The organism is Kitasatospora sp. NPDC098663 (genome assembly GCF_044760075.1).
Taxonomy (GTDB): Bacteria; Actinomycetota; Actinomycetes; order Streptomycetales; family Streptomycetaceae; genus Kitasatospora.
On record NZ_JBIWAP010000002.1, the window covers coordinates 177,729 to 204,154 of the forward strand.

Sequence of the window (26,426 nt, forward strand, 5' to 3'; positions counted from 1 at the left end):
TCGCTCCCCCGGATCAGTACGCGAGTGCGCGGTCGACGGCGTCGAGCACGCGGTCCAGGTCGGGGAGGAAGGCCTCCTCGACGCGGGACGGCGGATACGGCGCGTGGTAGCCGCCGACCCGCAGGACGGGCGCCTCCAGGTGGTAGAAGCACCGTTCGGTGAGCCGGGCGGCCAGTTCGGCACCCATGCCCAGGAAGACCGGCGCCTCGTGCACCACGACGGCCCGTCCGGTGCGCTTGACCGACTCCTCCAGGGTGGTGAAGTCCACCGGGGAGAGCGAGCGCAGGTCGACGACCTCCAGCCGGCGGCCGTCCTCCTCGGCGGCCGCGGCGGCCTCCAGGCAGACCTTGACCATCGGGCCGTAGGCGAGCAGCGTGGCATCGGTGCCGGAGCGCACGATCCGGGCGTCGTGCAGTCCGAGGTCGGCGGCGTCGCCGACCTCGCCCTTGTCCCAGTACCGGCGCTTGGGCTCCAGGAAGACCACCGGGTCGTCCGAGGCGATGGCCTGCCGCAGCATCCAGTGCGCGTCGTGCGCGTTGGACGGGCTGACCACGCGCAGGCCCGCGGTGTGCGCGAAGTACGCCTCGTGCGACTCGCTGTGGTGCTCGACCGCGCCGATGCCGCCCGCGAAGGGGATGCGGATGGTGACCGGGAGCTTGATGTTCCCGAGCGCGCGGGCGTGCATCTTGGCCAGCTGGGAGACGATCTGGTCGAAGGCCGGGTAGACGAAGCCGTCGAACTGGATCTCCACCACCGGGCGGTAGCCGCGCAGCGCCAGGCCGATCGCGGTGCCGACGATGCCGGACTCGGCGAGCGGGGTGTCGATCACCCGTCCCTCGCCGAAGTCCTTCTGCAGGCCGTCGGTGATCCGGAAGACGCCGCCGAGCTTGCCGATGTCCTCGCCCATCAGGACGGTCTTCGGGTCGCTCTCCAGCGACTTGCGCAGCGCGCCGTTGAGCGCCTTGGCAATGCTGAGCTGACCGGCCATCAGAGGTTCTCCCCCGCCTCGAAGGAGGCCGCGTACTGGACGTACTCGGCCCGTTCCTCATCGACCAGCGCGTGCGGCTCGCTGTACACGTGGTCGAAGATCAGGGTCGGGTCCGGGTCGGGCATGCCGCGCACGCCCTCGCGCACCCGCAGCCCCAGCCGCTCGCTCTCGGCCTCGATCGCGGTGAAGAACTCCTCGTCGGCCAGGCCCTCCTTCTCCAGGAGGGCGCGGAGCCGGGCGATCGGGTCCTTGGCCTTCCAGGCCTCGGTCTCCTCGGTGGGCCGGTAGCGGGTGGGGTCGTCGGAGGTGGTGTGCGCGCCCATCCGGTAGGTGAACGCCTCGATCAGCACCGGGCCGTTGCCGCTGCGGGCGTGGTCGAGCGCCCAGCGGGTGACGGCCAGGCAGGCCAGCACGTCGTTGCCGTCGACCCGGACGCCGGGGAAGCCGAAGCCGGAGGCGCGGCGGTACAGCGGGATCTTGGTCTGGGTGGTGGTGGGCTCGGAGATCGCCCACTGGTTGTTCTGGCAGAAGAACACCACGGGCGCGTTGTAGACCGAGGCGAAGGTGAAGGCCTCGTTGACGTCGCCCTGGCTGGAGGCGCCGTCGCCGAAGTAGGCGATGACCGCGTCGTCGGCGCCGTCCTTGCTGATGCCCATCGCGTAGCCGGTGGCGTGCAGGGCCTGCGCGCCGATCACGATGGTGTACAGGTGGAAGTTCTTCTCGTTCGGGTCCCAGCCGCCGTGGTTCACGCCGCGGAACATGCCGAGCAGGTTGAGCGGGTCGACGTCGCGGCACCAGGCGACACCGTGCTCGCGGTAGGTGGGGAAGGCGTAGTCGCCGGTGCGCATGGCGCGGCCGGAGCCGACCTGGGCGGCCTCCTGGCCGAGCAGCGAGGCCCACAGGCCCAGCTCGCCCTGGCGCTGGAGTGCGGTGGCCTCGCCGTCGAACCGGCGGACCAGCACCAGGTCGCGGTAGAGGGCGCGCAGCTCCTCCGGGGTGGTGGTGAGCGGGTAGTCCGGGTGCTCGATCCGCTCGCCTTCCGGGGTGAGCAGCTGCACGAGCTCCGGCTGGGCGTCCTTCCCCGTGGCGCGGAGGGTGTCAGGGACGCCGGGGGCCGCCTTCTTGCGGGCCCTCGCCGTGCTTTTGACGGTCACGTTCACTCCTCGGTCTGTCCGGCCGCCCGGGGTCGCCGGTGACCGGTCCGGTCACCGCCTCGCGGGGCGCGCGTGGGTGTGCGCTCCTACTGCGGGGCAGGTGGTGATCCTGTTCCGACGGCGTCCCTCACGAGAACGTTACCCAGCGTCCGCCCTTGGCGCGCTTGCGCTAGGACGTCCTACTTGTTCAGGGCTTACAACCCCGAGGGTGCCGCGGGCAGCGCGCCGTCGGAAGGGTGGGGGTGACGGACCGCGTGACGCAGCTCTCAATTCGGGCGCCTTCAGGACACCAGCGCACGTTATCCGGGCGCGAGCCCGTACGTAAGGGGGTTCTCGGTATCGGTTTCGGACCGCCCCGGCCGGACCGCCTGGCTGCGGCACCAGGGACGATAGGTCTTCCGTACGGTGATATGGGAGGCTTTGGACGTGACTGATAACGGACAAATCAGGGTTTTCCTGCTCGACGATCACGAGGTTGTCCGGCGGGGCGTGCACGACCTGCTCTCGGTCGAGGACGACATCGAGGTGGTCGGCGAGGCCGGCACCGCCGCCGAGGCGCTCACCCGGATCCCGGCGGTCAACCCCGACGTCGCGGTGCTCGACGTCCGGCTGCCGGACGGCAACGGTGTCGAGGTCTGCCGGGAGATCCGGTCCCGGCTGCCGGAGATCAAGTGCCTGATGCTGACCTCGTTCTCGGACGACGAGGCGCTGTTCGACTCGATCATGGCGGGCGCGTCCGGCTACGTCCTGAAGGCGATCCGCGGCACCGACCTGATCACCGCCGTCCGGGACGTCGCGGCCGGCAAGTCGCTGCTCGACCAGGTCGCCACCAGCCGGGTGCTGGCCCGGCTGCGCGACGGCGGCGAGAAGGAGGACGAGCGGCTGGCGCAACTCACCAAGCAGGAGCGCCGGATCCTCGATCTGATCGGCGAGGGGATGACCAACCGTCAGATCGGCAACGAGTTGCACCTGGCCGAGAAGACGGTGAAGAACTACGTCTCCAGTCTGCTCGCCAAGATGGGAATGGAGCGACGCACCCAGGCGGCGGCCTTCGTGGCACGGCACCAGGCGGACCAGCAGCACTGATCAGAACAGCGATCACAGAACTGACGACTTGTCAAGGGCCCCCGCACGGGGGCCCTAACCTCTGGCTGTGACTTTCAGCCAGACCCTCTCCTGTTCCCCGGCCCGCCCCGACCTCTCCGCGCCGCCGATAGGGACCCTCAGTCCGCCCGTCCCGCGCGCCGCACTCGCCGAGGTCCTGGGCCGCTACCGGGTGGGGGGACTGCTGACCGCCGAACCGGTCGCCGAAGGCCTGCTGAACCGCGGGTACCGGGTCACCACCGAGACCGGCGCGTACTTCCTGAAGTGCTACGTCGACGCCGCCACCGCCAGCCGCCCGAAGATCGTCGCCCACCATCGGGCGATGGCCGGGCTCCAGGCCCTCGGACTGCCCGTCGCACCCCCGCTGACCTGCGCCGAACGATCCGGCACGGTGGCCGGCTACGGCGGCCGGCTGTTCGCGCTGTTCCCCTGGGTGGATGGCCGACACCGGCACGGTACCGACCTCTCCCCGCCGCAGTGCGACGCGCTCGGCGCGCTGCTCGGCCGACTGCACGGCGCGCTCGACGACGTGTGCGCCCCCCTCGAACAACCCCCGGGCTACCGCACCGCCGACCCCCTCGACAGCGCCGACCTCGCCCGCGACCTGCGGCGCCACGCCCGCGACCACCGCCCGTACGGCGACCTGGACGCGCTGGTCGAACGGAGGCTCGCCGAAAGGCTGGAACTGCTCGCCGAACACGCCCACCGCCGCCCCGCCCCGCAGACCGCCCCGCCCACCGGCTGGACCCACGGCGACTTCCACGGACTCAACCTGCTGTACGGCGACGGCCCCGACGGCGGCCCGGTCGCGGCCGTCCTGGACTGGGACAAGCTCGGTCCGCAGCCGCGCGCCGAGGAGGCCGTCCGCGCCGCCACGCTGCTCTTCAACGACCGGACGTCCGGCACCCTCGACCTGGTGCGGGTGCGCCACTACTCGCAGTCCTACCGGGCCACCGGAGCCGCCACCGCCGAACACCTGGCCGCCGCCGTCCACCGGGTCTGGTGGGAGCGGCTGAACGACTTCTGGATGCTCCAGTGGCGCTACCAGCGGGCCGACCACCGGGCCGACCCGCTCTACCCCGCCTCGGCCGGCCAGTTGACGTGGTGGTGCCAGGAGTACGAACAGGTCCTGGACGCCTTCGCCAACTGACCGGTGTCAGCCCGGCCCGATCAGGGCGTCGCCGGCGGCTGGGTCGCCGGCGGCTGGGTGGCCGGCGGGTTCGACTTGGTCGCCGGCGGCGGCGTGGCCGCCCCCGTGCTGCCGGCACCTCCCGTGCTCGGGGTGGTCGGCACCGTGCTGGGCGTGCCGGGCGCCGTGGTGGGGGGCTGCGTGTGGCTGGGGGTCTGGCTGGGCGACGCGGGCGTCGAGTGCTTGCCCGAACCCGGCGACGGCGACATGTTGTTGTTGCCGTTGTTGTTGCCGTTGCCGTTGCCGTTGTTGTTGCCGCCGTTGTTGTAGCTGCCGCCGTTGCCGCCGTTCTCGGTCGGCTGCGTCGGGCGCCGGCTGCCGGTGTTGGACGCGGGCGGGCTCTGCGAGCCGCTCTGGGGCGGCGTGCTGGGCTCGGTCGTGCTGACCGCCGGGAGCGGCGACGGCGGCACGACGTGCGAGTTCCCGGGTTCGTTGCCGCTGAACGCGAACGCCATGCCGACCCCGGCCGCGAGCAGCACGGCCGCGGTGCCGGCCACCCAGGCCCACGGCCCGCGCCGGCGGCCGGAGCCGCCGTCGTCGCCACCGTCGTAGGGGCCGCCGGCCCCCGGGTAGGGCGTCGACGGGGTGTGCGGGCCGCCCGGGCCCCCCATCCCCTGGTAGGGCAGCACCGAGGTCTGGTCGCCGGGGCCGACGGCGCCGAAGGCCGCGGTGGCCGCGGTCTGGTCGGGCCGGATCACCTGGGTGGCGTCGGTGTTCCCCTGCCCCGCGGCGGCCAGCCCGGCCGTGGTGCCGGCCCAGCCCGCGCCGCCCGCGCCGTGCATCTCGCGCAGCGCGTGCTGGACGTGCGCGCGGAACTCGTCGGCGTCCTGGAAGCGGTCGTCCGGGTTCTTGGCCAGCGAGCGCAGCACCAGCTGGTCCAGCCCGACCGGCACCCGACCGTTGGCCTGCGAGGGCGGCACCGGCATGTCCTGGACGTGCTGGTAGACCACCGAGAGCGGGGTGTCGCCGGTGAACGGCGGGCGCAGCGTCAGCAGTTCGTACAGCATGCAGCCGGCCGCGTACAGGTCGGAGCGGTGGTCGACGGGCTTGCCGAGGGCCTGCTCGGGCGAGAGGTACTGCGGGGTGCCCATGACCATGCCGGTCTGGGTCATGGTGCTGGCCGTGCCGGTCAGCGCCCGGGCGATGCCGAAGTCCATCACCTTGACGGCGCCCGCGGTCGTGATGATCACGTTGGCGGGCTTGATGTCCCGGTGGACGATGCCGTTGCGGTGGCTGTAGGCCAGCGCCTCCAGCACCCCGGCGATGATGATCAACGCCTGGTCGACCGGCGGCGCGTCCTCGTCCACCAGCAGCTCACGGACGGTCCGGCCCTCGACCAGCTCCATCACGATGTACGGCGTGGACTCGTCCCCGGCGTACTCCTCGCCGGTGTCGTAGACCGCGACGATCGAGTGGTGGTTGAGCCCCGCGACGGCGTGTGCCTCGCGGGTGAACCGCAGCCGGGCGATGTCGTCCTGGGCCAGCTCGCCGCGGAGCAGCTTGACCGCGACCGTCCGCCCCAGCCGTACGTCCTCGGCCGCGAACACCTCGGCCATGCCGCCGCGGCCGAGCCGGTAGGTCAGCCGGTAGCGGCCGTCGCCGACCGTGCCCAGCGGCGCGGCCGTACCGCGGCCGGGGGTCTGCGGACCGCCGGGCCCGACCGGGGGAAACGCGCTGGTCGCGGCGTCGCTGCCGGGTCCGGGCATCCTCGGCGTCCCGCCGGTCCGGCCGTCAGCTCCGGCACCCGTTCCGTCATCCGGCTGCTGCGTCTGTGCCATCGCTCCTCGCCCCGGGCGTTCGCTCGGATCGCGGTGCCCTGTCGCTTCGTATCCCCGAACGCTACCGCCTCCGGCGCGGGCCCGTGGCACGCCCGAACCGGCCGGAAAGCGTCAGAGCAGGCCATTCCGGTCGACCGGAAGGTCAACCACCAGCACCGCTGCGGGCCGCTCACCGGTGGTGTGCCCGGTCTTGGTCTTCGTCTTGTTGTCCTGTGCCTTGTTGACCACGATCGCGATGATGATGCCGGCCAGCACGAGCACGCCGACGATGATCACGATGACGACCGCGGCCGTCGAGCAGCCGCCGCCGCTGGGCGCCTTCGGCTGCTGGTACGGCGGCATCGGCTGCGGCGGCGGGGTGTGCGCCCGCTGCGGCGGGGCCTGCCGGAGGTACTGGGGGTGCGGGGTCTGCGGCCCCTGCGGACGCGGTGGCTGGAAGGCCGGCGGCGGGGTCCGGTACTGCGGCTGCTGCGGCGGCGGAGGCTGCTGGAGGTACTGGGGGTGCGGGGTCTGCGGCCCCTGCGGACGCGGTGGCTGGAAGGCCGGCGGCGGGGTCCGGTACTGCGGCTGCTGCGGCGGGGCCTGCTGCGGGTACTGGGGGTGCGGGGTCTGCGGCGCCGCGTGCACCGAGCGCGGGCCCTCGTTGATCACCAGCGGCGTGCTGGCCTGCAACGGGTGCCCGCTGCCGCCGCCCTTCGCGACCGCGATCAGCCGCTCCGCCTCGTCCCGCATCGCGGCCGCGCTCTGGAACCGGTGCGCCGGGTCCTTGCGCAGCGCCTGGGCGACGAAGGCGTCCACCGCCGGGGTGACCGACCGGTTGAGGGTGGACGGCGCCGGCGGCTCCTCCTGCACGTGCTTGTAGGCGATCGAGAACGCCGAGTCGCCGTCGAAGACGAGCTGCCCGGTGAGCATCTCGAAGAGCATCACGCCGACCGAGTAGAGGTCGGAGCGGGCGTCCACGGGCTTGCCGAGCGCCTGCTCGGGCGACAGGTACTGCGGGGTGCCGACCACCATGCCGGTCTGCGTCATCGACGTGGCGCCCGGTTCCAGCGCCCGGGCGATGCCGAAGTCCATGACCTTGACGTTGCCCTTGCGGTCGAACATGACGTTGCCGGGCTTGATGTCGCGGTGCACCAGGGACATGTCGTGCGAGGCCTCCAGCGCGTTCAGCACGCCGACGATGACCCGCAGGGCCTCCTCGGTCGGCATCGCGCCGTACTGGCCGACCGCCTCGTTGATCGCCTCGCGCAGGCCCTTGCCGTCGACCAGCTGCATGACGATGTACGGGATGCTGGAGCCGTCCGGCGCGACGTCCTCGCCGCTGTCGTACACCGTGACGATGTTCGGGTGCTCCAGCCGGGCCACCGCCTGCGCCTCGCGGCGGAACCGCTCCTTGAACGAGGCGTCCCGGCCCAGCTCGTTGTGCATGCTCTTCAGCGCGACCTGCCGGTCCAGCACGCTGTCGTACGCGAGGTGCACCGAGGCCATGCCGCCCTCGCCCAGCAGCCGCTGCAGCACATAGCGGCCGTTGCCCAGGGAGGAGCCCCCGACCGCCGCGTTGCCGTGCTCGCTCATGGTCCTCTGCTCCCCCTCGGCGCGGCCGTGGCGCCGCGACCGTGACGTTCGGTCTCGTCCGTGCGTGGTGGGCCGGGCCCGCGGGCCTGGCGGACCCCTGCCGCGGCGGTACGACCGGCCTGCGACAGGGGTCAGGGTATCGGCTGAAGCCGACGGTGATCGGTCCAGGGCCGGTCCTGTCCCCGGACCGCCGGGGCGTCTTCCGGCGGCGCCCCGGCCCGGGGCGGACCGTCGTGGTACGTCCGGTGTCGGCGACCCGTTACAGGTACGGGCCGGAACGGATGCCGCGGCCCTGGCCCGGCTCGTCCTCGTCCGGCTCGCCGCCGTGCAGACCGGGCGGCAGCGCCCGCCGCATCTGCTCCAGCTGGGCCCGCGCCGCCATCTGCTGGGCGAACAGCGCGGTCTGGATCCCGTGGAACAGGCCCTCCAGCCAGCCGACCAGTTGGGCCTGGGCGATCCGCAGCTCCGCCTCGGTCGGAATGCTGTCCTCGGTGAAGGGCAGCGACAGCCGTTCCAGCTCGGCGACCAGCTCGGGGGCCAGACCGAGCTCCAGCTCCTTGATCGAACTGGCGTGGATGTCCTTCAGCCGGGCCCGGCTGGCCTCGTCGAGGGGCGCCGCCCGGACCTCCTCCAGCAGCTGCTTGATCATGCTGCCGATGCGCATGACCTTCGCGGGCTGCTCCACCATCTCGGTCACCGGGAGCTCACGCGGCAGGTCGCCCTCGTCCTCGTCCCCCGCCGAGCCGGCGAACCCCTGGCCCACGGGCAGCCCGTCCGGTCCGACGATCAGCACCTTCTGGCCGTCCTGCGACTGCCCGCCCGCCGCCTGGAATGGCTGCTGAAACGAGCGCTCGTTCATCGGATTCGTCATGAACAACATTCTCTCTCACTGGGGTTGGTCGGGCGGAAGCCCCCGTACGACCGCCGTCCTGAGCCACCGCTGACGACGGTACGCCCCCGGGCGCCGCCCCGGAATCCGTACGGATACTCAGCTCCCGGCCCGCCCCGGCCCCCCTGGGGCGCGCACACACCCCTCACGGAACCTCCCCCGCCGCCCCGCCCCGCGGCTCACCCCCGGCGCAGCCGCAACCCGATCAACCCCAGGCCGCAGCCGATCAGCCCCAGCCCCGCGCCCAGCGGGAACTGGAGGGTCGAGGCGTCCCGCCAGCGGGCGGGCAGGACGGCGGGGACGGCGGCGGCGACGGCCTGGGAGGTCGCGGCCGCGGCGGCGGCGGCGTCGGGAGCCGCCGCGTCCGGTGCGCCCTGGTCGGCCTCGGGCCGGTCCCCCGCACCGGCCTGCCCGGTGCTCCGGTCAGGAACCTGGTCGGGGTTCTGCCCAGGAGCCTGCGCAGGAGCCTGCTCGGGGTTCTGCCCGGGCGCCCGGTCCGGCGCCCGCTCCGGTGCCCGCTCCGGTGCGGTGTCGGCGCGCTCGGGTGCCCACACCACCCAGCGCCGGTACACCCGGGCGTCACCCCGGCCAGGGCGCGGGTGCTGCGGCCCGACCGCCGGAACGGCCTCGGGCTCCGACCCGCCCACGGCGGCGGGCTCAGCGGTGAACGGGGACGGCAGCGACGACGCCGGCCCGACGGCGGCGGCCGCCGAAGCGGCGGCCAGCGGGAGCGTGAGCCCGAGCACGGCCGCCGCGATCAGTCGCTGGGCCCGGCCCGGGCCGGTACGGCGGGTACGACGGTGGTGCGGCGCGGCGGGCAGCGGCCCGAGGAGGTGCGTTGGTGCGGCCACGGTCGGAGGTCCTTCCGACGGCCGACCGCGCGCGGCGGGGTCGGCGGCGGGACAGCTCCGAACCAGCCTCACACAATCCGACGATCAGGGCATTTCGGATGCTCCGCCCCGGGCCGCGGACCCTCGCTCCCGGCTCAGGCCCGCAGAACGACCTTGCCGACCTGCTCCCCCGCCTCCAGCGCCCGGTGCCCGTCGGCGGCGCCGGTCAGCGGCAGCACCCGGTCGACCACCGGCTTCACCACCCCGGACTCCACCAGCGGCCACACGTGCTCGCGCACCGCCGCCACGATCGCCGCCTTCTCCGCCAGCGGGCGCCCGCGCAGATTGGTGGCGATCACCGCGGCGCGCTTGCGCAGCAGCGTGTTGAGGTCGAGCTCGCCCTTCACGCCGCCCTGCAGCCCGATGATCACCAGCCGCCCGCTGACGGCCAGCGCGTCCACGTTCCGCTGCAGGTACTTGGCGCCGATGATGTCCAGGATCACGTCCGCCCCGGCCCCGCCGGTGGCCTCCTTGACCGCCTCGACGAAGTCCCGCTCGTGGTAGTCGATCGCGATGTCGGCACCGAGTTCGACGCACCGGGCCAGCTTGCCGGCGCTGCCCGCGGTCACCGCGACCCGCGCGCCCACCGCCTTGGCCAGCTGGATCGCCATGGTCCCGATGCCGCTCGCGCCGCCGTGCAGCAGCACCGTCTCGCCGGGCCGCAGGTGGGCGGTGAGGAACACGTTGGACCACACCGTGCAGGCGACCTCGGGCAGCGCGGCGGCCTCCTCGAAGCCCAGGCCCTTGGGCAGCGGCAGCAACTGCCCGGTCGGCACCGCGACGAGCTGCGCGTACCCGCCGCCGGACAGCAGCGCGCACACCTCGTCGCCGACCGCCCAGCCGGACACGCCCGGGCCGAGGGCGACGATCCGCCCGGCGCACTCCAGCCCGGGGTAGGGCGAGGCGCCGGGCGGCGGGTTGTAGTTGCCCTGCCGCTGGAGCAGGTCGGCGCGGTTGACGGCGGTGGCCGCCACCTCGACCAGGACCTCGCCCTCGCCGGGCACCGGGTCGGGCACCTCCGCCCACACGAGTGCCTCGGGACCGCCGGGTACGGGAATCGTCATCGCATGCATGACCCGAACCTACTGCGCGTCATGGCGAGGAGCGGGCAAGGCCCGCGTCAGCCGGTCGACTTGATCACGATCACCCGGTCGGTGAGCTGGAGCACGGCGGCCTCGGGCTCGGTGTAGTTGAGCACCCGCCGGCCGCGGACCACCGCGACCACCAGGTCCTCGCAGGCGCGCGGGCTGTGCCCGGCCTCGGCCCGGGTGACGGGGCGCTCGACCACGTCCAGGCCGTTGCCGTAGGTGAGCAGGTCCTCCATCACCGCGCCGGCGTGTGGGCTGAGCATCGACAGGCCGAGCAGCCGCCCGGCCGAACTGGAGCTGGTGACGACGACGTCGGCGCCGCTCTGCCGCAGCAGCGGGGCGTTCTCGTCCTCCCGGACGGCCGCGACCACGGTGGCGCCCTTGTTCAGCTGGCGCGCCGTCAGCGTGACCAGGACGGCGGTGTCGTCCCGTTCCGGCGCGACCACGACCCGGGCGGCGGTGGGCACCTCGGCCCGCAGCAGCGTGTCGGTGCGGGTGGCGTCGCCGACCACGCCGACCAGCCCGTGCCGGGCGGCCTGGTCGATCACCTTGCGCTGCGGGTCGACGACGACGATCTCGTCCTTCTTCACGCCCTGCCCGAGCAGGGTGTCGACGGCGCTGCGGCCCTTGGTGCCGTACCCGATGACGACGGTGTGCTCGCGCACGGTGGACCTCCAGCGGTTCAACCGCCACTGCTGGCGGGTTCGTTCGGTGAGCACCTCCAGCGTGGTCCCGACCAGGATGATCAGGAACACCACGCGCAGCGGGGTGATCACGAAGATGTTGGTGAGCCGGGCGCCGTCGCTGTACGGGGTGATGTCGCCGTACCCGGTGGTGGACAGCGTCACGGTCGCGTAGTACGCCGCGTCCAGGAAGCTGACCCCGTCGCCCGCGTTGTCGTTGTAGCCGTCCCGGTCGACGTAGACGATCAGCGTCGTGGCGACCAGGACGGCGAGCGCCAGCAGCAGCCGGGAGCCGACCTGCCGGAGGGCCGGCGCGCTCCGCCGGGCGGGCAGCACGATCCCGGCGTCCGACAACGGCTCGGTCCCCGGGGCGGGCGCACCCCGCAGCCTGCTCATACGGCCACCTCCCCGCCGTCGTGGGACGCGCACGCCCCGGTGGGCCCGTTCACGGTGCCTCCAGCAGTTCGACGGGTTCGCCGGCCGCCGCGCCGCCGGGCGGGACCACGGCCAGCGCCTCGGCCCTGGCGAGGCCGCGCAGCATCGCGGGCCCGTCGAAGGCGAGCGGGACGACGCCGTCGGCGGTGTGCCGGACGGGCAGCAGCCGGGTGTCCGCCGGGTGCCCGGGCAGGCCGACGGCGGTGGGGGCGAGGGCCGGGGTGACGGCGGACCGCCCGCTGCGGGCGTGCAGCAGCGGCAGGGCGAGGGTGACCGTCCCGGCGACGGCGGCCAGCGGGTTGCCGGGCAGGCCCACCAGGTGCCGCCCGCCCGGAAGCCCACCCGGACCCCCGCCAAGGGCGGGGCCGGCCGACGGGGATGCGGCCGACGGGAGTTCGGCCAGCAGCATCGGGTGCCCGGGGCGAACGGCCACGCCGTCCACCAACAGCCGGGCCCCGGCCTCGGCGAGGGCCCGGTGCAGGAAGTCGACCGGGCCGGCCGCCGTTCCGCCGGTGGTGACCACGATGTCGGCGGTGGAGTGCCGCAGCGCGTCCCGGAGCAGCCCGAAGTCGTCCCGGACGGACCGCACTTCGGCCACCTCGGCACCGGCCGCCCGCAGCCAGGGCGGCAGCAGCGGCCCGAGCGCGTCCCGGACCAGGCCCGGACCGGGAACGCCCGAGGCGAGCAACTCATCGCCGAGGACGAGCAGTTCGACCACCGGGCGGCGACGCACCGCGAGCCGGTCGTGACCGCAGGCGGCGGCCAGGCCGAGCACGGCCGGGCCGACCGGGACGCCACCGGGCAGCAACGCCTCGCCGCGGCGGCACTCCTGGCCGCGCGGGCGGACGTCCTGACCGGTGGTCAGCGACTGGTGACCGCAGTCGTGCAGCAGCGTGCCGTCCGTGCGGCCGTGCTCACGGCGCAGGACGGCGGTGGCGCCGGGCGGCAGTTGGGCGCCGGTGGCGATCTCGACGGCGGCGCCGTCGGCCAGCGGCGCGGACGCGGCCCGACCGGCCAGCACCCGCCCGGCGACCCGCCAGGGGCCCGGCCCGGAGACCGCCCAACCGTCCATCGCGGAGGTGTCGAAGGCGGGCAGGTCGGTCAGCGCGGTGAGCGGCTCGGCGAGGGTGCGGCCGAGCGCCTCGGCGAGCGGCAGCCCGACCGCCGGCAGCGGGCGCAGCCCGGCCCGGCGGGCGGCCTCGCGGGCCTGCGCCCAGCTCAGTACGCCGGGACCGGTCGACGGGGCGGCCACGGTGGTCTGCCCGACGGCGCTCACGGCTCGCCCGGCCCGGCGGCGGCGCTCCAGCGCTCGGCGAGCGCGGCGGTCCGCCGGGCGGCCTCGGCCACGGCCTCCGGCCCGCCGCCCTGCTGGGCGGCCGCGTAGCCGATCAGAAAGGCGGTCAGCGGCGCGGCCGGGCGGGCCACCCCGTGCGCGACCACCCGGGCGAGGTCGAGCAGTCCCCGGACGTCGACGTCCAGGTCGATGCCCAGGTCGGCCCTGACCTCGGCGATCCAGTCTTCCAGCGTGCGCTCCATGCGCCCATGCTGCCTGATCGGCGGTTTCCCCGGAGCGTTCGCCCCGTGTGCGGCGCGCGTCGTTCCCGCGCCGACACCCGCGCGGGCCGTGAGCACGGACCACGGGGTGTCCCTACGACCGGTCGCGTTCCCGGGCCTGTTCGAGGTCCTCCCAGGTGTCGCAGTCGTAGGCGACGTTGTCGGTGTCGGCCACCAACTGCCGGGCCAGAGCGCCGGTGAGGCGGCGCAGCGGGAGGCCGGCCGGATCGCCGAGGGCGGTCAGCGCGGTGCGCAGCGGGGCGGTCCGGTAGGCGGCGGCGAGCGGCTGGTCGCGCCCGCCGGCGTCGACCAGGACGGCGGCGTCGACGGCCGGGCCCGCCTCGGCGAGGGCGGTGACCAGCCGGTCGACGGTCCGCCGGTCCAGGAACGGCAGGTCGGCGGCGAGCAGCAGCACGGTCGGCGCGGTGACCAGGTCGAGTCCGGCGGCGACGGCGGCGACCGGCCCGCCGCCCGGCGGCTGCTCCCTGGTCCAGCGGACGCCGGTGCGCGCGGTCGGCCGGCCGGGGCCGACCACGACGGTGGTGCGGGCGCCCGCGCAGGCGGCGAGCACCCGGTCGAGCAGGGTGGTCTCACCCACGGTCAGCCCGGGTTTGTCGGCCCCGCCGAGGCGACGGGCGGCCCCGCCGGCCGGGACGATCACGTCGTAGGGCGTCATGCGGCCAGTATCCGCCCTACCCGGCTCCGCCCGTCCCGCGCTCCGGGGACTTCCCGGGCTCCTCGGGCTCCTCGGGCTCCTCGACGGGCTCGTCCTCGACGATCTCCGCCTCGATGATGTCGTCCTCGACGATCTCCGCCTCGACGATCTCGCCCCCGCGCGCCGCCCGGGCGGTGTTGGCGGCGGCGCCCAGTTCCAGGATGGCCGGCAGCGTCAGCTCCCCGTACCGCTCGTTCATCGCGGTGACCAGTGCCTCCGGGTCGTGCGGGTGCTCGGCCAGCAGCCGGTCGAAGTCCTGGAGGTACTCGCCGGTGAAGGCGAGCACCCGGGCGGCGTCGTCGCCCTGGTCGGGTGCGCGGTGGCCGGCGATGACCCGGTCCACGCCGAGGTCGGCGATCCGGCCGAGGTTGTGGCCCCAGGTGGTGCGCTGGGCCGGGGTGGTGTCGGCGGTCCAGACGTGGGTGCCGTTGTAGGCGAAGTCCCCGGCGATCACCGTCCGGATGCTCGGCACGTGGACGACCGTCGAGTCGCCGCAGTCGCCCTGGCCGAGCAGCAGCACGGGGATGACCTGGCGGTCGAGCATGAGGGGCTGCGGCAGCAGCGGGGCGGGGATCAGCGGGTGGTCCGGGATGTCGTCGCCGTAGACCGGCTTCCACTGGGCGACCTTGGCGGCGGCGGTGCGCCGGATGCCGTCGACCACGGCGGGCGCGGCCAGCAGCCGGGCGTCGGGGAAGAGCCTCAGCACCTCCTCGGCGCCGAAGTAGTGGTCGGGGTGGTGGTGGGTGACGACGATGGCGAGCAGTCGGCGGCCCTTGCCGGCGACCCATTCGGCGAGTTCGCGACCGGCGCTGCGGGTGAGCTGGGCGTCGACCAGGATCGCGGTCCGCTCGCCGAGGATCAGGGTGGAGGTGGCGAAGAAGGCCGATTCGGGGCCGGTGAAGACGGCGACCTCCAGCGGGCGGGCGGGCCGCTCGGGGTCCGGGGCGGCGGCCTCGGCGGCCGTGCGCTCCGCGCCGGCGCCCTCCTCGGGCGGGGACGACGTCACTGGCTGCTCCCTCTGGTCGGCGGTCGGACTTCCTGCGCCCTACAGCATGGGAGTACCGGTGTCGGATTGCGCGGGAGGCGCGCCCGGCGGGGCGGGGCTTCCGGCTCAGGTCACATCGCGGTTCGAACGGCCGGCGCCCCGGCGTCGTGGGCGGCCCGCCCCAGGGCACGAACGCGCCCGGGGCCCGTCCGTTGTGACAACGGACGGGCCCCGGGCGGTCACGTCGTGGAGGTCAGCGCTTGGCCGCGCCGCGCAGGCGGGCCAGCCGGTCGGCGACGCCCCAGGCGGTCACCCGCCACAGCGCCTCGACCACGATGTTGCGGCTCATCTTGGACGCGCCCAGCTCGCGCTCGACGAAGGTGATCGGCACCTCGGCCACCTTGAACCCGGCCTTCACCGTGCGCCAGGCCAGGTCGACCTGGAAGCAGTACCCGGCCGAGGCCACCTCGTCCATGCCCAGGCCCAGCAGGGTCTCCTTGCGGAACGCCCGGTAGCCGCCGGTGACGTCCCGGATCGGCACGCCCAGCGCCAGCCGCGAGTAGGTCGAGCCGCCGCGGGAGAGCAGCAGGCGCGACTTCGGCCAGTTCACCACCCGGCCGCCCGGCACCCAGCGCGAGCCCAGCACCAGGTCGGCGCCGCGCAGCGCGCTCAGCAGCCGGTCCAGTTCCTCGGGCTGGTGCGAGCCGTCCGCGTCCATCTCGACCAGGACGTCGTAGCCGTTGTCGATGCCCCAGCGGAAGCCCGCGAGGTAGGCGGCGCCCAGGCCCTCCTTGCCCTTGCGGTGCATGACGTGCACGTTCGGGTCCTCGGCGGACAGCTTGTCGGCCAGTTCGCCGGTGCCGTCGGGGCTGTTGTCGTCGGCGACCAGCACGTGGGCCTCGGGGACCGCCGCCCGCACCCGGCCGACGATCCGCTCGACGTTCTCCGCCTCGTTGTAGGTCGGAATGATCACCAGGACCCTGCCGAGATCAGCAAAACTCTGCTGGTTCACGGTCACGTACAAACCTCTCGGCCGATGGCGGGGAGTGTCAGAACACCATCGCCCGCACTCTGGAACGCGGCTCCGCCGGCAGCCCGCCGACGGGGTGAACCACGGTGGAAACTGCTGTGCAGGGCGGAGACTACTGCGTCCTGGCATCCTACTACCGCGCCCGGGAACCACCGGTCCGGCCAGGGCACTCCCCTCCGGTACCCGCCGTTTCCTCGCGGGCGACACCGGTCGGCTAGGGTCGATGACCTTGCCCGTGCCCGGCCCCCGCACCGTCGGGCCCGTTGCCCCGACGATCCGGCACACCCGCCACCCAGCGAAGGAGTAGGACCGCGCGCATGGACAGGCTCATCAACACCGTCCGCCCGTACGCCTGGGGGTCGCTGACCGCCCTGCCCGAACTGCTCGGGCAGGAGCCGACCGGCGAACCGCAGGCCGAGCTGTGGATGGGCGCCCACCCCGGCGACCCGTCCCGGGCCGACCGGGGCGAGGGGCCCCGCCGGCTGGACGAGCTGATCGCGGCCGACCCCGAGGGCGAACTCGGCGCCGCGACCGTCGCCCGGTTCGGTCCGACCCTGCCGTTCCTGTTCAAGATCCTGACCGCGGGCATCCCGCTGTCCATCCAGGCCCACCCCACGATCGCCCAGGCCCGCGCCGGGTTCGCCGCCGAGAACGCCCTCGGCATCCCGCTGGACGCCCCCGAGCGGAGCTACCGCGACGCCAACCACAAGCCCGAGATGGTCTGCGCGCTGGGCGCCTTCGAGGGGCTCTGCGGCTTCCGGCGGCCCGCCGAGGCGGCCGGGCTGATGGCCGGACTCGCGGTGCCCGGGCTCGGCCCGCTGATCGACCTGCTGGCCGTCCAGGACGAGGCCGAGGCGCTGCGCGGCACGCTGGCCGCCGTCCTCACCATGGAGGGGAAGGCCGCCGAGGAGACCGTCCGGGAGACGGCCGAGGCCCTGGCCCGCACCGACCCGGCCGGCGACTACGGGCCGTACGCCCGGATCGCCGAGGACTTCCCGGAGGACCGCGGCCTGATCGCCGCCCTGCTGCTCAACCACTTCCGGCTCCGGGCCGGCGAGGCGCTCTACCTGGACGCCGGCGTGCCGCACGCCTACCTGGCGGGTGCCTGCGTCGAGCTCCAGGCCAACTCCGACAACGTGCTGCGGGCCGGCCTCACCCCCAAGCACATCGACGTGCCCGAGCTGCTGAAGGTCCTGGTCTTCGAGGCCGGCGCCCCCGAGGTGCTGCACCCCCGCCCGGTCGACGGCACCGCCGGCGAGGAGCTCTACCCCGTCCCGATCGACGAGTTCCGGCTCTCCCGCTTCGTCCTGGACGGCCGGGACCGCGAGATCGACGGCCGCGCCCCGCAGATCCTGCTCTGCACCGAGGGCACCGCCCGGCTCACCGCCGCCGACGGCGCCACCCTGGACCTCGCCCGCGGCCGGTCGGCCTTCCTCCCCGCCACCGGCGCCCCCACCCGGCTGTCCGGCACCGCCACGACCCTCTTCCGCGCCACCGTCACCGTCTGACGGCGCCCGGGGACCACGCACCGAGGGCTCGCCTCCCGGGTGGGAGGCGAGCCCTCGGTGGGTCCGTGCGGCGTCAGCCGACCCGTTGCCCCGGGCCGCCGGCGCCGACCTCGACCGGCACCTGTTCCTGGTCCTGGCCCCCGCCCTGGCCCTCGCCTTCGCCCTGGCCCTTCGCGCCGGGCTGAGCCGGAACAGCTCCGGCGGCCTCGCCGGTCGCGGGCGCCCCGATCGGCGCGGCGGCCGCCGGCTGCGGGACGCTGCCCGGCCAGCGGCGCTCGACCGCCTTGGCCACCTTGCGGCCCAGCTTCTGCACGGGCAGCTCCACCAGCCGGTACATCACCCAGCTCGCCAGCATGATCACGACGAGGTACTCGGCCGTCCAGATCAGCTTGCCGCCGGTCGTCGGCGGCACCTTGGGCACGTGCAGCAGCGGCTGGATGGTGTGCACCAGCGGGACGTGCAGCAGGTAGAGCGAGAAGCTGATCCCGCCGAGCCAGGTGAGCGGCTTCGGGAAGCGGCGCTTGCGCAGCGCCATGCCGATGCCGAACGTGATCCAGGCCCCGAGGTACGAGCCGGCCCAGGCCATCCAGCCGGACGTCCAGGTGTTCTGCTCCATGCCGTCGCGGTTGTACATCCAGGCGACGGCCACCCCCGCGACGAGCACGAAGCCGCAGCACAGGATCGCCTGGAGGCGGTCGATCTGGCGGTTCTCGGCCCGGTAGATCGCGGTGCCCGCGAACATCGTCGCGAAGATCATCAGGGTCTCGAACATCGGGGCCCGGCTGTTGTTGTACATCAGCACGAAGCCCAGCAGCCCGAGCGTGATCGCCCCGACCCGGGTCAGGTTCGGCCGACCGCTCAGCACGCAGGCGAAGCCGAACAGCACGATCAGGACGGAGCCCCAGACCAGGTTGCGGGTCGAGGTGATGTCGCTGGTCAGCGTGTGGGAGGCGATGGAGGTGCCGAAGAGCAGCGCCACGCCGGCGAAGCCGACCGCGATCGGGCCGCTGCGGCGGTGCTGGCCGACCGTGAAGAGCGCGGTGACCATGTAGTAGAAGACCATCTCGTAGCTGAGGGTCCACATGACGCCCAGGCCGTTCCAGACGCCCATGAAGTCCTGCAGCATGGTCGAGTTGGCGGCCACGTAGATCAGGTCGTGATCGGTGGCGAAGAGCGCGACCGAGCCGTCGCCCTTCGGGATGATGGCGAGCGCCACCGTGATACCGATGATCACCGGCGGCCAGAGCCGGAAGATCCGTCCGATCCAGAACGCCCGCACGTCCCCGCGGCGCTCCAGCGAGGCCGGGATGATGTAACCGCTGACCAGGAAGAACAGCATGACGCCGTAGAGGCCCAGGTCGGCGTGCCACCAGATGAAGGACGCCACCCCGTCCGGCAGCATCTTCAGGACGTCGAAGTGGTGGAGCGCCACCACCAGGGCGGCCACGCCGCGAAGTGCGTCGAGCCAGCCCAGCCGACTGGCCGATCCGCCCGCCCGAGCCTGCTTGCTTCCCCCGGCCCGGCGGGCGGACAGCTGTCGTATCGTTTTCACCGCACGGACAGTAGCTCATCGCACCGATGCGTTCGCCTCGGTGACGGTCGGACGAGGCCTCCCGATGCCCCCGGCCGCTCCCAGGTCCTGTCCGGCCTAGTCCCGGGTCATGTCGACGAAGCGCGAGTAGTGGCCCTGGAAGGCCACCGTGATGGTGGCGGTGGGGCCGTTACGGTGCTTGGCGACGATCAGGTCGGCCTCGCCGGCGCGCGGGGACTCCTTCTCGTAGGCGTCCTCGCGGTGGAGCAGGATGACCATGTCGGCGTCCTGCTCGATCGAGCCGGACTCGCGCAGGTCGGAGACCATCGGCCGCTTGTCGGTGCGCTGCTCGGGGCCACGGTTCAGCTGGGAGAGCGCGATGACCGGGACTTCCAGCTCCTTGGCCAGCAGCTTCAGGTTTCGCGACATGTCGGAGACCTCCTGCTGGCGGTTCTCCGCCCGGCGGGAGCCGCCGGACTGCATCAGCTGGAGGTAGTCGATGACGACCAGCTTGATGTCGTTGCGCTGCTTGAGCCGGCGGCACTTGGCCCGGATCTCCATCATCGACAGGTTCGGGGAGTCGTCGATGAACAGCGGCGCCTCGCTGACGTCGGGCATCCGGCGGGCGACGCGGGTCCAGTCGTCGTCCGTCATGTTCCCGGAGCGCATGTGGTGCAGCGCGACCCGGGCCTCGGCGGACAGCAGGCGCATGGCGATCTCGTTGCGGCCCATTTCGAGCGAGAAGATCACGCTCGGCAGCTTGTTCTGGATCGAGCAGGCGCGGGCGAAGTCCAGCGCCAGGGTCGACTTGCCCATCGCGGGGCGGGCCGCGATGACGATCATCTGGCCGGGGTGGAGGCCGTTGGTGAGCGCGTCGAAGTCGGCGAAGCCGGTCGGGACGCCGGACATCTGGCCGTTGCGGGAGCCGATCGCCTCGATCTCGTCGAGGGCGCCCTCCATGATGTCGGCGAGCGGCGCGTAGTCCTCGTTGGTGCGCTGCTCGGTGACGGCGTAGATCTCCGCCTGGGCGGCGTTGACGATCTCGTCGACGTCGCCCTCGGCCGCGTAGCCCATGCCGGCGATCCGGGTGCCGGCCTCGACCAGGCGGCGCAGGACGGCGCGCTCGTGGACGATCTGGGCGTAGTACTCGGCGTTGGCGGCGGTCGGGACGGAGTTGACCAGGGTGTGCAGGTAGGAGGCGCCGCCGACGCGCTGCAGCTCGCCGCGCTTGGTGAGCTCGCCGGCCACGGTGATCGGGTCGGCCGGCTCGCCGCGGGCGTACAGGTCGAGGATCGCGCCGTGGACCATCTCGTGCGCGGGCCGGTAGTAGTCGGCCGGCTTGAGCACCTCGACCACGTCGGCGATGGCGTCCTTGGAGAGCAGCATGCCGCCGAGGACGGACTGCTCGGCGGCGAGGTCCTGCGGGGGGACGCGCTCGAAGCCGTCCACGCCGCCCTGGCCCTCGTCGTCGCGGCGCTGCCAGCCGCCGCCACCGTTCTGCGAACCGTCGCGCTGGGAGCCGCTCCGGCCGCCCTTGCCGCCCTTCTGGAAGCCGCCCTCGCGACCGCCGCCGTCCCGGCCGCCGCCCTGGGCGGAGCGGCTGCGGGAGACCGGGAGCCGGTCGCCGGGCCCGTCGGGGAAGGACGCGTCGTCGAAGGCGCCGGCGGGGAAGGGGTCCTCGGCGGGCTGCCAGTCCTCCTCCGGCGGCGGGGCGTCGTGGTCGTCGTACTGGGGGCCGGTCACGCGTGTTCCCCGATCAGCGAGTGGTGCGAGTTGGAGCGGGCCTTGCCGGTGGCTGGGTGGAGCGGAGCCGCTCCTCTTTGTACGCCACGGCACCGACAAATCGGACGCCGGGGCGGGCGGGAGTGTCGGGCGGAGGGCCCACGCTAAGGCGCCGGGAGCCGTTCAGCCAAGGCGGTTATCCACAGGGGGTGTGGACGAGCGGCCCTGGGCTGTGGAGAAGTGCCGCAAAGCTGTGGACGCCCCTGTGGAAGGCCCTGTGGATAACCAGACCATCTGTCCACCGTCAACCTGTTGACCAGGTATTACCTCTTACCGGGCCTGTGCATGAGAAATTCTTCACACACAGCCGGACGCCCTCGGGCGCGGAGCGGGCCGGGCGCCTCGCTCAAGAATTCGAGTAATAGCCAACTGGCACTAGCAGTCATTACCTGTGGATGAGTAGCCTGGAGCCCATGACCGCGCCTCCCGCAGCCCCGACCCCCTCCAGACGCCGGCACGACCGGGAGATCCTCGCACTGGCCGTCCCGGCCTTCGGCGCGCTGGTCGCCGAGCCGCTGTTCCTGATGGCCGACTCGGCGATCGTCGGCCACCTCGGCACCCCGCAGCTGGCCGGGGTCGGCGTCGCCGCCGCCGCGCTGTCCACCGCGACCGGCGTGTTCGTCTTCCTCGCCTACGCCACCACCGCGGCGGTGGCCCGCCGGATCGGTGCCGGGGACCGCCGCGGCGCCGTCCAGCAGGGCGTCGACGGCATCTGGCTCGCCCTCGGCCTGGCCGTCCCGGTGGTGCTGCTCACCGTGCTGCTGGCCCCCTGGGCGGCCGACGTCCTGGGGGCCTCGGAGACCGCCGCCCCCTACGCCGTGACGTACCTGCGGATCAGCGCCCTGGGCATCCCCGCGATGCTCATGGTGATGGCCGCCACCGGCGTGCTGCGCGGCCTCCAGGACACCCGCACGCCGCTGCTGGTGGCGATCGCGGGCTTCGCCGCCAACATCGGCCTGAACGCCGGCCTGGTGTACGGCGCCGGGCTCGGGGTGGCCGGCTCGGCCTGGGGCACCGTGCTCGCGCAGACCGGGATGGCCGCCGTCTACCTGGTCGTGGTGGTGCGCGGGGCGCGGCGCGAGCACGCCTCGCTGCGGCCGGACGCGACCGGCATCCGGGCCAGTGCGAGGGCGGGCGGTCCGCTGCTGGTCCGGACGGTCAGCCTGCGCGCGGTGCTGATGATCGCCACCGCGGTGGCCGCCCGGCTGGGCGACGACCAGGTGGCCGCGCACCAGATCACCATGACGCTGTTCAGCTTCCTGGCCTTCGCCCTGGACGCCATCGCGATCGCCGGCCAGGCGATCATCGGCCGCTACCTGGGCGCCGAGGACGTCCCGGGCGCCAGGGCCGCCACCCGCCGGATGGTCGAGTGGGGCATCGGCTCGGGCGTGCTGCTGGGGCTGCTGGTGGTGGCCGCCCGCCCGCTGTACGTCCCGCTGTTCACGCCCGACCCGGCGGTGCAGGGGCAGTTGGACACCGCCCTGCTGCTGCTCGCGCTCAGCCAGCCGGTCGCCGGCCTGGTCTTCGTGCTGGACGGGGTGCTGATGGGAGCCGGGGACGGCCCCTACCTGGCCTGGGCGGCGATCGCGACCCTGGCGGTGTTCACCCCGGCGGCGATCGCGGTGCCGGCCACCGGCACCGGGCTGGCCGGGCTGTGGTGGGCGATGAATCTGTTCATGCTGGTCCGCGCGGCCTTCCTGGTGGGGCGGGCGCGCGGCGGCCGCTGGCTGGTCACCGGGGCCGTCCGGGGCTGACGGCGCCGGGGCCGGACGCACCGGAACACGACCGAGGGCCGGACTCCCGGAGGAGTCCGGCCCTCAGGCCACTGCTACGGAACTCAGGCAGCGACGACGGCGACGTCGAGGTTGGCCTGGACGTCGGCGTGCAGCTTGACCGAGACCTTGTGGGTGCCCACGGTCTTGATCGGCGAGGCGATCGCGACGGCGCGCTTGTCCACGGCCGGGCCGCCGGCGGCCTTGATGGCCTCCACGACGTCGGCCTGGGTCACCGAACCGAACAGACGGCCGGCGTCGCCCGAGCGAACGGCCAGCTTGACCTGGACGCCCTCGAGCTTGCCCTTGACCTCGTTGGCGGCCTCAAGGGTCTGGATCTCGTGGATCTTGCGGGCGCGACGGATCGCGTCGACGTCCTTCTGGCCGCCCTTGGTCCAGCGGATGGCGTAGCCACGCGGAACCAGGTAGTTGCGGGCGTAGCCGTCCTTGACCTCGACGACCTCGCCGGCGGAGCCGAGACCCGGCACCTCGTGCGTGAGGATGATCTTCATTACTTGGTCACCCTCTCTTAGCGCGCGGTGCTGGTGTAGGGCAGCAGCGCCATCTCACGGCTGTTCTTCACGGCCGTGGCGACGTCGCGCTGGTGCTGGGTGCAGTTGCCGGTGACCCGGCGGGCACGGATCTTGCCGCGGTCGGAGATGAACTTCCGCAGCAGGTTCGTGTCCTTGTAGTCAACGTAGTTGACCTTGTCCTTGCAGAAGACGCAAACCTTCTTCTTCGGCTTGCGAGCAGGCGGCTTCGCCATTGTGTGCTCCATTTGGGGTTCACGGCCCGGCCCGCGTCCTCAGGACGCCGGCGGCCGGGCCGCACGAAATCTGTCAGCTCTTAGAACGGGGGCTCTTCCGAGAAGCCGCCACCGGACGGGGCGCCCCAGCTGCCGCCGCCCTGCTGGCCGCCGGACGGAGTGCTGGACGCCCACGGGTCGTCGGAGGGGCCGGACTGGCCGCCGCCGCCGGAGTTTCCACCCCAGCTGCCGCCGCCCTGCTGGCCGCCACCGCCGCCCCAACCGCCCTGCTGGCCACCGCCGCCGCCCTGCTGGCCGCCGAAGCCGCCACCAGAACCGCCGGGGCCACCGGACCGGTTGGCCCGGGTGACCTTCGCGGTCGCCGAGCGCAGGCTCGGGCCGACCTCGTCGACCTCGACCTCGAAGACCGTCCGCTTCTCGCCTTCCTTGGTCTCGTAAGACCGCTGGCGCAGTCGGCCCTGCACGATGACGCGCATGCCGCGCTGCAGCGACTCGGCCACGTTCTCCGCCGGCTGCCGCCAGACGTTGCACGTGAGGAAGAGGCTCTCGCCGTCCTTCCACTCGTTCGTCTGACGGTCGAAGGTGCGGGGGGTGGACGCGATACGGAACTTCGCGACCGCCGCACCCGACGGGGTGAAGCGCAGCTCGGGGTCGTCGACGAGATTGCCGACGAGGGTGATGACGGTCTCGCCTGCCATGGTGGTGATGACCTCTCGGGAAGATGTCCGTTCACCGCTGTTTCACGTGAAACAGCGGACGCGAGCTACCCGAGACCCGAAGGCCTCAGAGGTGGCTCAGTGGGTGTCCGGGCGCAGGACCTTGGTCCGCAGAACCGACTCGCTCAGGCCCATCTGGCGGTCGAGCTCCTTGACGACCTCAGGCGTGGCCTTCAGGTCGATGACCGAGTAGATGCCCTCGGACTGCTTGTTGATCTCGTAAGCCAGACGGCGACGACCCCAGGTGTCGACCTTCTCCACCTTGCCGCCGGCGTTCCGGACGACGGTGAGGAAGTTCTCGATCAGGGGGGAGACAGCGCGCTCCTCGACCGAGGGGTCGAGGATGACCATCACCTCGTAGTGACGCATGGGTAACCCACCTCCTTTGGACTCAACGGCCACGGTCTCTCCGTGGCAGGAGGGTTGTGCAGCGTCGGCACCGGAGCAGTGACGACACCGGCCACCGTAGCGGCCGGGTCCGACAATCGGGCCCCGCTCACCCGACGGGGTGGTCGCCCGGAAGAGGGCGCAAGGGGGCACAACTACACCAGTGCAGACGGCACAGCCTACCCGCACCCGGACGGCCGAACAAAACGCATAGGGGTTGTGAGACCGACCCAACCGCCGCAATCTGGACGGAACGGGATTCCTGCCCGTTCGTCTCCACGCCAGGAGGTGGGACTCATGGCCCAGTCCGTCCACCGCATGCCCGCGCTCACACTGAACACCGACGGCCACCCGCACCCCCGCGAGAACGCCCTGGTGGGCCTCACCGCCGTGCTGGGCGTGATCGCCTTCACCACCTCGTTCTTCCACAACCTGCACCTGCTGACCTCGTGGACCGGTCTGTTCGGGATCATCACGGGGCTGCTCGGCATGTTCGTCTCGGTCACCACGGCCGAGCGCTTCGTGCTGATGATCACGCTCGGCGCCTCCGCCATCGGCTTCTACCTCGGCATCGCCCGGGGCGGCCTCTGGGGCTGAGCCGCCCCGGTCGCACCCGTTCCGGAACCCTCGGCGCCCCCGTGGCGTATCTGCAAGGAGACAGGTACGCGACGGGGGCGCCGTCGCGCCCGCAGCGGCGGGCGCCCGGGCCCCGGACGATAGGGTCAGCCCGAGAACCTGGGCCCACCGCAGCCCGACCGACGAGGAGCACCGAGCAATGAGCCTGCGCCTGAGGACGATCACCCGCGAGGAGCACCTCGCCTTCATCAGGAGCCGCGCCTCGGCCAGCCACATGCAGGTGCCGTCGTGGGGTGACGTGAAGGCCGAGTGGCGCTCGGAGTCGATCGGCTGGTTCGACGAGGCCAACCAGCTCGTCGGCGCCGGCCTGGTGCTCTACCGGCAGCTGCCCAAGCTCAAGCGCTACCTCGCCTACCTGCCCGAGGGCCCGGTCATCGACTGGTTCGACCGGGACCTCGACCGCTGGCTCTCCCCGATGCTCGCCCACCTCAAGTCCCAGGGCGCGTTCTCGGTCAAGATGGGCCCGCCGATCGTCATCCGCCGCTGGAACGCCCCCACCATCAAGGAGGCCATCGCCGGCAAGCAGGCCAAGCGCCTGCGCGACGTCGAGGCCGACTGGTACGAGGCGCGCGCCTTCGAGGTGGCCGACCGGCTGCGCAAGGCCGGCTGGCTGCAGGGCGAGGACGGCGGCGCCGGCTTCGGCGACGTCCAGCCCCGCTACGTCTTCCAGGTGCCGCTGGCCAACCGCTCGCTGGACGACATCCACAAGAACTTCAACCAGCTCTGGCGCCGTAACATCAAGAAGGCCGAGAAGAGCGGCGTCGAGGTGTACCAGGGCGGCTACGACGAGCTGCCGATCTTCCACCAGCTCTACCTGGTGACCGCCGAGCGCGACAAGTTCACCCCGCGCCCGCTGTCCTACTTCCAGCGGATGTGGAAGGCCCTCACCGCCGAGGACCAGAACCGGATGCGGCTCTACATCGCCTACCACGACGGCGAGCCGCTGGCCGCGACCACGATGCTGGTGGTCGGCGAGCACGTCTGGTACTCCTACGGCGCCTCGGCCAACCACAAGCGCGAGGTCAAGCCGTCCAACGCGATCCAGTGGCGGATGATGCGCGACTCCTACGCGCTCGGCGGCGGCGTCTACGACCTGCGCGGCATCAGCGACACCCTGGACGAGAACGACCACCTGTTCGGCCTGATCCAGTTCAAGGTCGGCACCGGCGGCCAGGCCGCCGAGTACCTCGGCGAGTGGGACTTCCCGCTCAACAAGCTGCTGCACAAGGCCCTCGACCTCTACATGTCCCGCCGCTGAGGAGGCTGACCCG

At 73.0% G+C, this 26,426-nt stretch carries 24 protein-coding genes and 1 pseudogene; 6 read left to right on the plus strand and 19 right to left on the minus strand.

Annotation, left to right across the window (positions count from 1 at the left end):
* Positions 1–13: 13 nt before the first annotated feature.
* Together ACIQVZ_RS02880 and pdhA are read right to left on the minus strand one after the other, a co-directional pair.
* Entirely contained in the window at positions 14–988 is a 975-nt protein-coding gene (locus tag ACIQVZ_RS02880; RefSeq protein ID WP_063348502.1) for an alpha-ketoacid dehydrogenase subunit beta, read from the minus strand.
* Positions 988–2,142, minus strand: a complete 1,155-nt coding sequence (gene pdhA / locus ACIQVZ_RS02885; RefSeq protein WP_402446631.1) for a pyruvate dehydrogenase (acetyl-transferring) E1 component subunit alpha — start codon at positions 2,140–2,142, stop codon at positions 988–990. The genes ACIQVZ_RS02880 and pdhA overlap by 1 nt, the downstream gene beginning before the upstream one ends.
* Before the next feature lie 426 nt (positions 2,143–2,568).
* On the opposite strand from pdhA, the gene ACIQVZ_RS02890 reads away from it, so the two are divergent.
* Positions 2,569–3,228, plus strand: coding sequence for a response regulator (locus tag ACIQVZ_RS02890; RefSeq protein WP_402446633.1), 660 nt, complete (start codon positions 2,569–2,571; stop codon positions 3,226–3,228).
* A gap of 67 nt (positions 3,229–3,295) precedes the next feature.
* Positions 3,296–4,396, plus strand: coding sequence for a phosphotransferase (locus ACIQVZ_RS02895; RefSeq protein WP_402446636.1), 1,101 nt, complete (start codon positions 3,296–3,298; stop codon positions 4,394–4,396).
* A gap of 20 nt (positions 4,397–4,416) precedes the next feature.
* On the opposite strand, the gene ACIQVZ_RS02900 is transcribed toward ACIQVZ_RS02895, so the two are convergent.
* The 11 genes and pseudogenes from ACIQVZ_RS02900 to ACIQVZ_RS02950 all read right to left on the minus strand — a co-directional run bounded on the left by ACIQVZ_RS02900 (position 4,417) and on the right by ACIQVZ_RS02950 (position 16,045).
* Entirely contained in the window at positions 4,417–6,141 is a 1,725-nt protein-coding gene (locus tag ACIQVZ_RS02900; protein WP_402446639.1) for a protein kinase, read from the minus strand.
* 183 nt (positions 6,142–6,324) lie between these two features.
* Positions 6,325–7,788: a protein kinase gene (locus tag ACIQVZ_RS02905; RefSeq protein ID WP_402446642.1), complete on the minus strand. Its 1,464-nt coding sequence runs from the start codon at positions 7,786–7,788 to the stop codon at positions 6,325–6,327.
* Between the two features lie 259 nt (positions 7,789–8,047).
* Entirely contained in the window at positions 8,048–8,659 is a 612-nt protein-coding gene (locus tag ACIQVZ_RS02910) for a bacterial proteasome activator family protein (RefSeq protein ID WP_350876669.1), read from the minus strand.
* 197 nt (positions 8,660–8,856) lie between these two features.
* Entirely contained in the window at positions 8,857–9,528 is a 672-nt protein-coding gene (locus ACIQVZ_RS02915) for a hypothetical protein (RefSeq protein WP_402446645.1), read from the minus strand.
* A gap of 134 nt (positions 9,529–9,662) precedes the next feature.
* Positions 9,663–10,640, minus strand: coding sequence for an NAD(P)H-quinone oxidoreductase (locus tag ACIQVZ_RS02920; protein WP_350876673.1), 978 nt, complete (start codon positions 10,638–10,640; stop codon positions 9,663–9,665).
* A gap of 47 nt (positions 10,641–10,687) precedes the next feature.
* Positions 10,688–11,734, minus strand: a complete 1,047-nt coding sequence (locus ACIQVZ_RS02925; RefSeq protein ID WP_350876675.1) for a potassium channel family protein — start codon at positions 11,732–11,734, stop codon at positions 10,688–10,690.
* A 49-nt stretch (positions 11,735–11,783) separates the two neighbouring features.
* Entirely contained in the window at positions 11,784–13,049 is a 1,266-nt protein-coding gene (locus ACIQVZ_RS02930; protein ID WP_402446649.1) for a molybdopterin molybdotransferase MoeA, read from the minus strand.
* Positions 13,046–13,327, minus strand: a pseudogene (locus ACIQVZ_RS02935) (DUF6457 domain-containing protein); the annotation flags it as partial. The gene ACIQVZ_RS02930 and the pseudogene ACIQVZ_RS02935, both read right to left, overlap by 4 nt.
* A 94-nt stretch (positions 13,328–13,421) precedes the next feature.
* Positions 13,422–14,003 (minus strand): molybdenum cofactor guanylyltransferase, encoded by a 582-nt coding sequence (locus ACIQVZ_RS02940; RefSeq protein WP_402446651.1) that lies wholly within the window; start codon positions 14,001–14,003, stop codon positions 13,422–13,424.
* Between the two features lie 16 nt (positions 14,004–14,019).
* Positions 14,020–15,048 (minus strand): MBL fold metallo-hydrolase, encoded by a 1,029-nt coding sequence (locus ACIQVZ_RS02945; RefSeq protein ID WP_402446654.1) that lies wholly within the window; start codon positions 15,046–15,048, stop codon positions 14,020–14,022.
* 232 nt (positions 15,049–15,280) lie between these two features.
* Positions 15,281–16,045, minus strand: a complete 765-nt coding sequence (locus ACIQVZ_RS02950; RefSeq protein ID WP_350876681.1) for a polyprenol monophosphomannose synthase — start codon at positions 16,043–16,045, stop codon at positions 15,281–15,283.
* 329 nt (positions 16,046–16,374) lie between these two features.
* Between ACIQVZ_RS02950 and manA the strand changes: the two genes are divergently transcribed.
* Positions 16,375–17,565, plus strand: coding sequence for a mannose-6-phosphate isomerase, class I (gene manA, locus ACIQVZ_RS02955; protein ID WP_402446656.1), 1,191 nt, complete (start codon positions 16,375–16,377; stop codon positions 17,563–17,565).
* A gap of 73 nt (positions 17,566–17,638) precedes the next feature.
* Here manA and ACIQVZ_RS02960 read toward each other — a convergent pair whose 3' ends face one another.
* Complete coding sequence (locus ACIQVZ_RS02960; RefSeq protein WP_402446659.1) at positions 17,639–19,117, minus strand: acyltransferase family protein; 1,479 nt, start codon at positions 19,115–19,117, stop codon at positions 17,639–17,641.
* A 96-nt stretch (positions 19,118–19,213) separates the two neighbouring features.
* A complete protein-coding gene (gene dnaB / locus ACIQVZ_RS02965) occupies positions 19,214–20,839 on the minus strand; it encodes a replicative DNA helicase (protein ID WP_402446662.1) in 1,626 nt (541 codons plus the stop codon).
* A gap of 452 nt (positions 20,840–21,291) precedes the next feature.
* On the opposite strand from dnaB, the gene ACIQVZ_RS02970 reads away from it, so the two are divergent.
* Positions 21,292–22,632: an MATE family efflux transporter gene (locus ACIQVZ_RS02970; RefSeq protein WP_402446664.1), complete on the plus strand. Its 1,341-nt coding sequence runs from the start codon at positions 21,292–21,294 to the stop codon at positions 22,630–22,632.
* 83 nt (positions 22,633–22,715) lie between these two features.
* Here ACIQVZ_RS02970 and rplI read toward each other — a convergent pair whose 3' ends face one another.
* The 4 genes from rplI to rpsF form a co-directional block, all read right to left on the minus strand.
* Positions 22,716–23,162 carry a 50S ribosomal protein L9 gene (rplI, locus tag ACIQVZ_RS02975; protein ID WP_063348488.1) on the minus strand — a complete coding sequence of 149 codons (447 nt, stop codon included), beginning with the start codon at positions 23,160–23,162 and terminating at the stop codon, positions 22,716–22,718.
* A 17-nt stretch (positions 23,163–23,179) separates the two neighbouring features.
* Positions 23,180–23,416, minus strand: a complete 237-nt coding sequence (gene rpsR / locus ACIQVZ_RS02980) for a 30S ribosomal protein S18 (protein ID WP_030304537.1) — start codon at positions 23,414–23,416, stop codon at positions 23,180–23,182.
* A gap of 80 nt (positions 23,417–23,496) precedes the next feature.
* The gene (locus ACIQVZ_RS02985) at positions 23,497–24,114 is read right to left on the minus strand and encodes a single-stranded DNA-binding protein (protein WP_350876693.1); all 618 of its coding nucleotides are present in this window, start codon (positions 24,112–24,114) and stop codon (positions 23,497–23,499) included.
* Between the two features lie 96 nt (positions 24,115–24,210).
* A complete protein-coding gene (gene rpsF, locus ACIQVZ_RS02990) occupies positions 24,211–24,501 on the minus strand; it encodes a 30S ribosomal protein S6 (RefSeq protein WP_063348486.1) in 291 nt (96 codons plus the stop codon).
* A gap of 315 nt (positions 24,502–24,816) precedes the next feature.
* On the opposite strand from rpsF, the gene ACIQVZ_RS02995 reads away from it, so the two are divergent.
* Together ACIQVZ_RS02995 and ACIQVZ_RS03000 are read left to right on the plus strand one after the other, a co-directional pair.
* Positions 24,817–25,116 (plus strand): hypothetical protein, encoded by a 300-nt coding sequence (locus ACIQVZ_RS02995; RefSeq protein WP_063348485.1) that lies wholly within the window; start codon positions 24,817–24,819, stop codon positions 25,114–25,116.
* A 178-nt stretch (positions 25,117–25,294) separates the two neighbouring features.
* Positions 25,295–26,413, plus strand: a complete 1,119-nt coding sequence (locus tag ACIQVZ_RS03000; RefSeq protein ID WP_063348484.1) for a peptidoglycan bridge formation glycyltransferase FemA/FemB family protein — start codon at positions 25,295–25,297, stop codon at positions 26,411–26,413.
* The last annotated feature ends 13 nt before the right edge of the window (positions 26,414–26,426 follow it).

Bases quoted from the DNA above. Each gene is read 5' to 3' on its own strand.
- ACIQVZ_RS02900 (WP_402446639.1), bottom strand. From the start codon at position 6,141: ATGCCCGGACCCGGCAGCGACGCCGCGACCAGCGCGTTTCCCCCGGTC.
- ACIQVZ_RS02940 (WP_402446651.1), bottom strand. From the start codon at position 14,003: ATGACGCCCTACGACGTGATCGTCCCGGCCGGCGGGGCCGCCCGTCGC.
- ACIQVZ_RS02905 (WP_402446642.1), bottom strand. From the start codon at position 7,788: ATGAGCGAGCACGGCAACGCGGCGGTCGGGGGCTCCTCCCTGGGCAAC.
- ACIQVZ_RS02995 (WP_063348485.1), top strand. From the start codon at position 24,817: ATGGCCCAGTCCGTCCACCGCATGCCCGCGCTCACACTGAACACCGAC.
- ACIQVZ_RS03000 (WP_063348484.1), top strand. From the start codon at position 25,295: ATGAGCCTGCGCCTGAGGACGATCACCCGCGAGGAGCACCTCGCCTTC.
- ACIQVZ_RS02985 (WP_350876693.1), bottom strand. From the start codon at position 24,114: ATGGCAGGCGAGACCGTCATCACCCTCGTCGGCAATCTCGTCGACGAC.
- rplI (WP_063348488.1), bottom strand. From the start codon at position 23,162: ATGAAGATCATCCTCACGCACGAGGTGCCGGGTCTCGGCTCCGCCGGC.
- ACIQVZ_RS02970 (WP_402446664.1), top strand. From the start codon at position 21,292: ATGACCGCGCCTCCCGCAGCCCCGACCCCCTCCAGACGCCGGCACGAC.
- ACIQVZ_RS02920 (WP_350876673.1), bottom strand. From the start codon at position 10,640: ATGCATGCGATGACGATTCCCGTACCCGGCGGTCCCGAGGCACTCGTG.
- ACIQVZ_RS02910 (WP_350876669.1), bottom strand. From the start codon at position 8,659: ATGACGAATCCGATGAACGAGCGCTCGTTTCAGCAGCCATTCCAGGCG.
- manA (WP_402446656.1), top strand. From the start codon at position 16,375: ATGGACAGGCTCATCAACACCGTCCGCCCGTACGCCTGGGGGTCGCTG.
- rpsR (WP_030304537.1), bottom strand. From the start codon at position 23,416: ATGGCGAAGCCGCCTGCTCGCAAGCCGAAGAAGAAGGTTTGCGTCTTC.
- ACIQVZ_RS02925 (WP_350876675.1), bottom strand. From the start codon at position 11,734: ATGAGCAGGCTGCGGGGTGCGCCCGCCCCGGGGACCGAGCCGTTGTCG.
- ACIQVZ_RS02880 (WP_063348502.1), bottom strand. From the start codon at position 988: ATGGCCGGTCAGCTCAGCATTGCCAAGGCGCTCAACGGCGCGCTGCGC.
- rpsF (WP_063348486.1), bottom strand. From the start codon at position 24,501: ATGCGTCACTACGAGGTGATGGTCATCCTCGACCCCTCGGTCGAGGAG.